Annotated in this window: 3 protein-coding genes; all 3 read right to left on the bottom strand. The window is 41.3% G+C overall.

Annotation, left to right across the window (positions count from 1 at the left end):
• Positions 1-238: 238 nt before the first annotated feature.
• A complete protein-coding gene (locus QUA07_RS21695) occupies positions 239-1459 on the bottom strand; it encodes a heparan-alpha-glucosaminide N-acetyltransferase domain-containing protein (RefSeq protein ID WP_333329075.1) in 1221 nt (406 codons plus the stop codon).
• A 172-nt stretch (positions 1460-1631) separates the two neighbouring features.
• Positions 1632-3044: an adenylate/guanylate cyclase domain-containing protein gene (locus tag QUA07_RS21690; RefSeq protein ID WP_333329072.1), complete on the bottom strand. Its 1413-nt coding sequence runs from the start codon at positions 3042-3044 to the stop codon at positions 1632-1634.
• 48 nt (positions 3045-3092) lie between these two features.
• Positions 3093-8621 (bottom strand): ATP-binding sensor histidine kinase, encoded by a 5529-nt coding sequence (locus tag QUA07_RS21685; RefSeq protein ID WP_333329069.1) that lies wholly within the window; start codon positions 8619-8621, stop codon positions 3093-3095.
• Positions 8622-8858: the final 237 nt, after the last annotated feature.

Genomic DNA, 8858 nt, shown 5'->3' with positions numbered 1-8858 from the left:
TTTTAAATCACCCTAACCTTCCTTCAGTCTTGTCTTATGGTACTCTGGCTGCTTAAAAACTGTCCGGAGTATTGTTATATCAAATCTGAAACTTAAACGGATTAATTATCAGGTATGGCAGTATTCAGGACTGACGTACTCCGAGTAAATAAACCGGGTTTTTTACCAAATTTGTGGGCTGTAATGCGTCTTCTCGTAAAAAACCCGGTTTCTGGCCCCCCTGCCTCAGTCCTGCTTCTCAAATTTTTATCGCCCAACCTCGGCGATACATTCCATACAAAATTAACCACCAAAATAATACCGCAGTCACGGCAAATGCTAGGGAACCATTCAGCGGCCCGGCCCACGGCACAAACCATTTTTCATAAATCCAAGTGTAAGTTGTTGGAGCATTTGCACCAGTACCGATATGAGTTTTTAAGAGAATTCGGGCAACTATACCGGAAGCAACAAACAGGAAAATTGCATTCACTCCCATGATTTCAAACGGTCTCCCCCATTTCCAATCCCGCACTTCTATTGTTTCGTAGCAAGCTGCTAGCAATAGCAACGCCCAACCAGCAGTAAAAACTACATAAGAACTTGTCCAGAGTTGTTTGTTGATCGGAAATAGAAATCCCCACAAGTGACCGATTACCACGCAACTGAGACCGCAGATTGCTAAGTTGATACTGGTGCGGGTTTTGATTTGCTGTGCTCGCAGCCATTCTCCGGTAAAGTAGCCTGTGAGGACTGTGACAACTGCGGGTAAGGTACTCAACAATCCTTCGGGGTCGAAGGGGCCGCCTTTGTACAGGTGTTGGCTACCGAGAATTAGCCGATCGACATATCCCCCTAAATTTCCTTCTGGCGTGAGTTCGCCGGCAATGTACCCCCCTACAGGCACTACGGTTAATGCAGCCCAATAGCCGAAAAGCAGGGCAACAGCGAGCAGTTTTTGATTGCGGGGGGAAAGGTTGAGAATGGCGATCGCACTGATGAAATAAGCTAAGCCGATGCGCTGCAATACTCCCATGATGCGGATTTTACCGAAGTTTTCCACTGGGGCGCTGTTGAGAAGTACGTCAAGGGCGATCGAAGATGTATTTAGCAGCAATCCTAATATAAATAAAATCGCGGCGCGGCGCGCAATTCGCCAGTAAATATTTGAAGAAGGAAGAAGGAAGAAGGAAGAAGGAAGAGGGTTTTTAGCCGATTCTAATTTTTCCTTACTTGGTGTAATTTTTGAGGTTTCTATTCCGGTTTTTGGATAAGTTTGAATATATTTAGGCAGCGAGAAAGACATCGCGCAGCCAACGATGAACAGGAAAAACGGAAATACTAAGTCTGTCGGGGTGCAGCCGTGCCATTCTGCGTGTTCTAGCGGTGGATACACCTGTTCCCAACTACCGGGGTTGTTGACTAGAATCATCGAGGCGATCGCAATTCCGCGAAAAATATCAAGGGATTTGAAGCGCATAAATTAAGTTATTTGTTAACTGTTCACCGTTCACTGTTCACTGTTAAGTATCTTAGCTGATGCCCATTTCCTAATTCTTTTCGGCCCAATTCCCAATGCCCTGTTTTGCCAATGCCCTATGCCCCATGCCCCATGCCCCATGCCCAATTCCCCATTCCCCATTCCCCATTACCTATATCTCTATTCCTTCCAGAGTCATAATGACTGCATTCTTCATCAACATATCGCAGCGTTCTGCATAAAAAGATGCTGCCTTATCATACTTATTGATTTGCAAAACGCGCAGAAACATTTGCCTTGCTTGCGCGAATTGCTGCTGGTAGTGAAAAAAAATTCCCTGTTCAAAATAAGTTTGAGTTTGTGCTTTTAGTTCGATCATTGTCGGCGAGTCGCCATCGTAAATTTCAAATACAGCAACAGGTGTTTGTTTTCCTTTTACTTGAACGCGATCTAGAAACCGGCACTTGTAATGTTGAGGATCGTCTATTCGGCAAAGGGTTTGGACACTAGCTACAATAGCAACTCCATAAAGCTTTGTCAATCCTTCGACGCGGGAAGCTAAATTAACAGCATCAGAAATCACCGTACTTTCCATTCGTTCCGCTTCGCCAATCGTACCTAACATTAAAGTCCCCGTATGCAAACCAATCCCTATCGAAATAGGTTGATAGCCACTGTTTTGCCTGTGTCTATTATAAATTTTTACTTGATGCTGCATCTCAATTGCTGCTTGCACAGCATCTTCAGCCCTGTTAGGAAACAAAGCCATAATCCCGTCACCAATGTATTTATCTATAAAACCGTTATACTCGCGGATAACTGGGCCAACTCGGCTTAAGTAAGAGTTAAGAAATTCAAAATTTTCTCGGGGAGACATACTTTCTGACAGACTTGTAAATGAGCGAATGTCGGCAAACATAATCGTCATTTCTGCTTGTACAGAGTCTCCTAGTCTGGCATCAACAATGCTTTCTCTTTTGAGAAATTTCAAGAATTCACGGGGTACAAAACGGGCTGAAGCAGCAGCTATTTTTTCTAGTTCGCTTTTGCTGGACTCTATTTGATTGAGTGATCTAAATGCTCTCAGTGCGGTGACTACTGTGGTAAATAATTTTTTATTAGTAAGTTCTGTTTTGGTTTTGTAATCATTGATATCGTAGCTGACAATTACTACATCTTCTGGTACTTGTCCGGGCTGTCCAGTGCGTAAAATAATTCGCACAATTTGATTATTTAAAATATCGCGGATGTATTTAACTACTTCCAAGCCTGCTTCTTCTGTTTCCATAACTACATCGAGTAAAATCAATGCTATGTCGTAGTTATTTTGGATTATTTCTTTAGCTTCTTTTCCTGAGTAAGCGCTGATAAATGTTATACTTTTACCTTCAAATTTAAAATCGTTTAACGCTAGCTTAGTAATATTATGAATTTCTATTTCATCATCTACAATTAATATTTTCCAACTTTCTTCTAGCGGTTTTTGTTCCGCCTCGTCTTCCTCGGCAAATATTAATTCATCGTCGCCCGTCGCGATTAATTCGTCATCGCCCCCAGCCAACAGGTTTTTACTAGCTTCTGACATATATCGTTCTCCTATATAAAACTTATATCCATGTTGGCGGTCTAATAACTAACTGCTCATTTTAGCGGGAAATTCAATCATAAATCTTGTGCCTTTATTTACTTGACTTGTGCAGCTAATTGTGCCTTTTAGTTTTTGAGTAACAAGGTTATAAATAATGTGCAGTCCCAATCCCGTGCCTCCCTGACCTCTTTTGGTGGTAAAAAACGGTTCAAAAATTTTACTGAGATTTTCTGGGTCAATTCCTTTGCCGTTATCGGCATATTCAAATATTAGCCGATCGCCCTCTAGTTTGAAATCAAAAGCCAGAACTCCTTCGTCTTCTCCATCGTAGGCGTGAATTAGGGAATTCAACACCAGATTTGTCACAATTTGACACACTACGCCGGGGTAACTGTCCACAACAATATTTTCATCACACTTAATCTCTATTTTGTGCTGAGTTCTTTTTAGTTTGGCTGTTAAGGATGTCAAAATTTCCTCTAGATAGTTTTTAACATTAAACGTGCGTTTTAACTCGCTCGACTGATCTACAGCTACTTCTTTAAAACTGTGAATCAAGTCTGCTGCCCGCGTGAGGTTAGATAAGATCATATTACTGCTTTGCATCGCGGTATCCAGAAACTTTTCTAACTCGGAACGTTTGATTTGACCGTTACTGTAAACCTCAAAAAACTTTGTGGCTTTTTCAGCAAGCAGGGAGGCGGCGGTGATGCCGATGCCGATGGGAGTATTGATTTCGTGGGCAACACCTGCAACCAATCCTCCGAGGGCAGCCATTTTTTCCGATTCTACCAGTTTATTTTGAGCTGATTTTAAGTCTTCTAAAGTTTGGGAGAGTTCGGAGGTACGCTGCTGTACTAAATTTTCGAGATTCAGATTGAATTGGTGCAAGTTGGCGTAAAGTTGGGCATTTTCGATAGAGATAGAAATTTGAGAAGACAGCAGTTTTAATATTTCTAACCTGTCTTGGGTAAAAGCGCCTGTAGTCAGATTGTTTTCTAAATATAGAATCCCAGTGAGTTGACCTTGATTAATTAACGGAGTGCAAAGAATTGATTTAGGTTGAACCGCCATTATATAGGGTGTGCGAGTAAATTGTCCTTCGCGGGTGGCATCGTTTAAAACTATACTTTCCTGGGTGCGGGCGACGTAATTCACAACTGCAACTGCCAGCAAAGTTACTTGTTGATCGTCGGCTACAAAATCTATCGGAATTGATTGCATGACAGCAACGCGATCGACAGCTACAGATCCTGATGCTTCAATCACCCATTGACCGTCTTTTTCTAGTATTAAAAAGCCTCTTTCCCCCCCGGCATTTTCAATAACAATTTTCATCATTTTTGCCAGCAGTTTGTCTAGAACTATTTCGCCGGCTAAGGTTTGCGATGCTTTAACTGCTGTGGTCAAGTCTAGCACGCCTGCACTGTCGTTCGTAGTGGAAGCGCTGCTAGTAGATTTGTGAGTTTCAATATTAGTTGAAATCGAGCTTGAAGTTAGCAAGTGCGAGTATTTTGATTCTAAATGCGCTGCTTTGGCTGTTGCTCCCCAGCGCTGATAGCAATAACGCGCTTCTGTCAAGTAAGTTTGAGAATTTTTTTCTCGTCCTATGGATAGATAAAAGGCTCCTGCCAATTCTGCTGCTAGTGCTTGTACTTGTATGTATCCGTTTTCTTGGGCTCCTTCAATTGCGCGATCGTAATATTCCATGGCTCTCACCATATTACCCAAAACGCGCGCTTTTTCTGCCGTAAGTAAGTCGCATTTATGCTGAAGATTCATGGGCGCCGAAAGCGCTTTTTGTTGCAGTTTTTTCCGGTTACTGACAGCGTAAAAAATATGCTCTTCTTGTTCCTCTTCTGTTGCCGATGGATAGGCAGCTAGGCGGGCTAGAGAATCGTAAAACTGGTATTCAGAAACATTAATAAAGCCTGCAACTCCGTCTAAATATACTTCGGCTTGCGCTGAATTTTCTAGTGCTGTAGCGGTATCTCCAAATAAATACGCTAGTATTAATTTTTGCAAATAGAAGTGCTGTAGTCCCACCCTATCGTTAGCTTTTAACAGCAGCGACAACAATTTTTCTTCGCTGTATGCTTCACCTAACATAAGGTTTGGACTTTCCACTTTCCCCATCAATTGCCAAATAGTGTGTCGATATATTTGATTCCAAGTCAATACAGTTTCTTGCTTGAGTTGAAAGAGCAAATGGTTGTAACTTACCATTCTCCGTTCCAGTTGTGGCAATTCTTGACCGATGAAATACAAAGACTGACAAATATTTACGGCTGCATATCCGACACATTCTAAATCCCCATTTTCTAGCGCGCTTTGGTAGGCTTCCTCTAATAGCGGCAAAGAGTCTTTAACGTGATGCTTGCCGTTCATCAAAATGAATGCTACTAAATTAAGCGTTTTGCTTTTGAATTCTAACGCATTTAATCTCTCGCTCAATTTTAAAGCTAATTGACCAAAGCGATCGCCCGATTCAATATCTCTAATTATCCCTTTTAAAATTGCTCCGTAATTAGCATAACCGAAGGCAGAAAAAGTAGAATTTCCGTAATTAATAGATAAATTAACTTGCTCGCACACAATTAGTGGCAGCAGCACAGGTTCAACTATAAATGTAGCTGAAAACATACTGGAAAGCACGCGCATAGTTGCTAATTTATGCGGATTTGTCATAATTGGCAAGTTAATTAAATCTTCTATTTTCTTTTCGGTCAAATAAGCTGCGGTTTTAGCCAGTGCTTGCTGAATGTGGAGGGGAATCGGCGATTCTGGAAAGTTTATTCCTAACATTTTTAGTGCTTCGCGACCAATTTTTACCGATTCTTGGAGTTTGGTTTGCATCGCACAAGCTATGATTCTGATTTCAAACACTTTGATTTTGTCTAGTTCATTTTTTGCGTGTTGCAGAACAATTTCAGCCCATTTTTCCATTGGTTCAAAGTCGGTATTGAGATAAGCAGCTTCTGCTGCTGACTCATAGAGTGCAAGAGTCAAGTCGTAGTCAGTTTGCCAACTTTTGGGGGGCAGCAGTTCAATACCTGCGGTTAAATATTTCAGGGCAAGTTCGTAAGCTGCACTTGCTTTTGCTTTGCGGCCTGCCATTAAATTTAATTGGCATAGTTGAAATTGTTCTAATTGGCTGGTGATGATTTCTTTGGCAAAATTTAGTTGGTTTACGGTATCAAAAATATGCTCTTCTAATTGCTCTGGCGGTGCACTTTCGAGTAAAAAATTGCCTATCTTTAGATGGATTTCTTGTTTTTGATAATCGGATATTAAAGCATAAGCTGCCTGCTGCACTCGCTCGTGCAAAAATTTGTAAGTTGCGCTAGGAACATCAGCCACTGGCAGGGAAAATTTTTCGCTAATATCTCTAGATATTGTGTCTGTTACTTCTGTACTTGCTGCTAGTGCGATCGGAATATTGTATGTGTTATTCACGAGTAAAATCAGACCTGACTGAAGTGCCTCACCAAGGTCTGTTGCTGCGGACTCCAGAGGTTGTTCGGCGATTGTCGAGAGAGTTTTCAAATCAAATTTATTTCCGATACAAGCGGCTAATTTAAGCAGTTCCTGGGTATTCTCTGAAAGTTTTTGAATATTATTTATCATTAATTCGACAACATTGTCAGTAATTGCCATTTCTTGTATTTGTTCGATATCCCACTGCCACTCGCCTGTAACATGGCATTTTTTCACAATTTGCTCTGAGATTGGTTGCGCTAAGCCCGACAGGTTGGGTTCAGCTAGCTCGACCAAATGATTTGAGGGTAAAAGTTTAAATTGAATCAAACTTTTTGAGTAAAGAAATTTTATTAATTGAGTTAAAAAGAAGGGATTTCCAGCGGTTTTTCGCCAAAGCAATTCTGCTAAACTTAGGGATTTTTCTGGGGCGCAGTTCAAAGTATCGGCAACAAATTGGTTGACGCTGCTTATATCTAAAGGCGGAAGGGCGATCGCCATCACAGTCCCGCCTGCTTTTTTAATTGCTTCGGCGGTCAGCATTAGGGGATGATTTGCATCTACTTCTTGCTCTCTATAAGCTCCAATTATTAATAAATATTGAGTTCCCAGGTCAGTTGCTAGCAGTTCTATTAACTTGAGAGATGCTGAATCGACCCACTGCAAGTCGTCCAGAAAAATTACTAGGGGGTGTTCTTTTTGAGCAAAGACGCGGATGAAGTTTTGAAATACTAAATTAAAGCGATTTTGAGATTCATTTGCTCCTAAATCTGGGACGGGGGGCTGCGGCCCAACAATCAGTTCTAATTCGGGAATAGCTTCAATAATTACTTGGCAGTTACCGCCGAGTGATTTTAAAATTTTTTCTTTCCAAACATGGATTTCTGCGGTATTTTCGGTGAAAATTTGTCGCAACAAATCTTGAAAAGATTGGAGCAAAAAAGCGTAGGGAATATCTCGTTTAAATTGCTCAAATTTGCTGTCTATAAAATACCCGTTTTCCAGCCGCATCGGCTTGTAAACTTCATATACTAACGAAGATTTTCCCACACCTGCAGAACCAGAAATTAGCACGATTTCTGTATTGCCTCGCCTCATCCGCTGGAAGATACTGAGAAGCATATTAACTTCTGCTTCTCGCCCGTAAAATTTTTGCGAAATTTGTAGGTGACTTGACTGATCTTGTTCGCCGAGGATTATGTGGGAAATGTCGCCTGTAGTTTGCAGTTGATCGAGACAATTTTCCAAGTCGTACAAAAGTCCGAAAGCACTTTGATACCTGTCTTCGGCTGTTTTTGCTAAGAGTTTTATGACGATATCGGAAACGACTTGAGGAATCTCCTTGGTTCCTACTTGATTGATTCTGCCTTCGATGCTTTTGCTTTGTACTTTTTGCTTTCTGTTTTCACAAGGAGAAACTGGCGTTTTGGCAATATGGGAGTGTACTAATTCCATAGGATCGATCGCCTGAAAAGGCAATTCGCCACAAAGCATCTCATAAAAGGTGACGCCTAAAGAATAAAAATCGGTGCGGTAGTCGATCGCCCGATTCATGCGCCCCGTTTGTTCAGGAGACATATAGGCGAGAGTGCCTTCGAGTAAATGGGGATGGCTGGGGACGGGGTTTTCGCCCGGTAGCAGGGAGGCGATCGCAAAATCAGCAATCTTGACATCTCCTGTCTCGATATTGACAATAATATTGCTGGGTTTAATATCCTTATGGATGATGTGGTGTTCATGGAGTTGCCCAATAGTTTCTGCTAGTTTGATGGCAATATGCAGAAATTGTTGTAATTCTAGCTGGTTATTGCTGAGAAAGTCTTTTAGGGAAATACCACCAAAATCTTCTAAAACTAAAACCGGAAAGTGATTGTATGTTTCTATTTTGTAAAGCTTGACTATTCCGGGTAAATTCAAATTTTTAAGAATTTCTGATTCGTGCAGCAGTTGAGATATTTGCGCTGGGCTAGGATATGGCGGCGTGAGAGTTTTGAGGATAACGGGTTTTTGTTCCTCAATCTGCTGACCTCGATAAATAACTGTGTGAGAGTTTGTATAAAGTTCTCCGTCAATGCGGTATCCCGGAAGAGAAATCATGATAGTTAGGGGTAATTTCAAAAAGGCGGTTATACAATTTTAGATTTTAGATTTTAGATTTTAGATTGGGAATGATTGATGATATAAGGGTTTGGAGCGCGGGCTGATAGTTGCATTCTTTTTGGCCACAAGTATTATTAAGTAAGTGAAAATACACATTGCCGGTCGAGTGCGGTTTTTACGGAAGTAAACTGGCTAATATTATATAGCTTAGCTAAATCCCTCCCTAAAGAGTCG

The organism is Microcoleus sp. T3_A4, assembly GCF_036700465.1.
Classification (GTDB): Bacteria; Cyanobacteriota; Cyanobacteriia; order Cyanobacteriales; family Microcoleaceae; genus Microcoleus.
The sequence above is the reverse complement of the archived record's forward strand: the minus strand, read 5'-3'. Positions and strand labels throughout refer to the sequence as shown.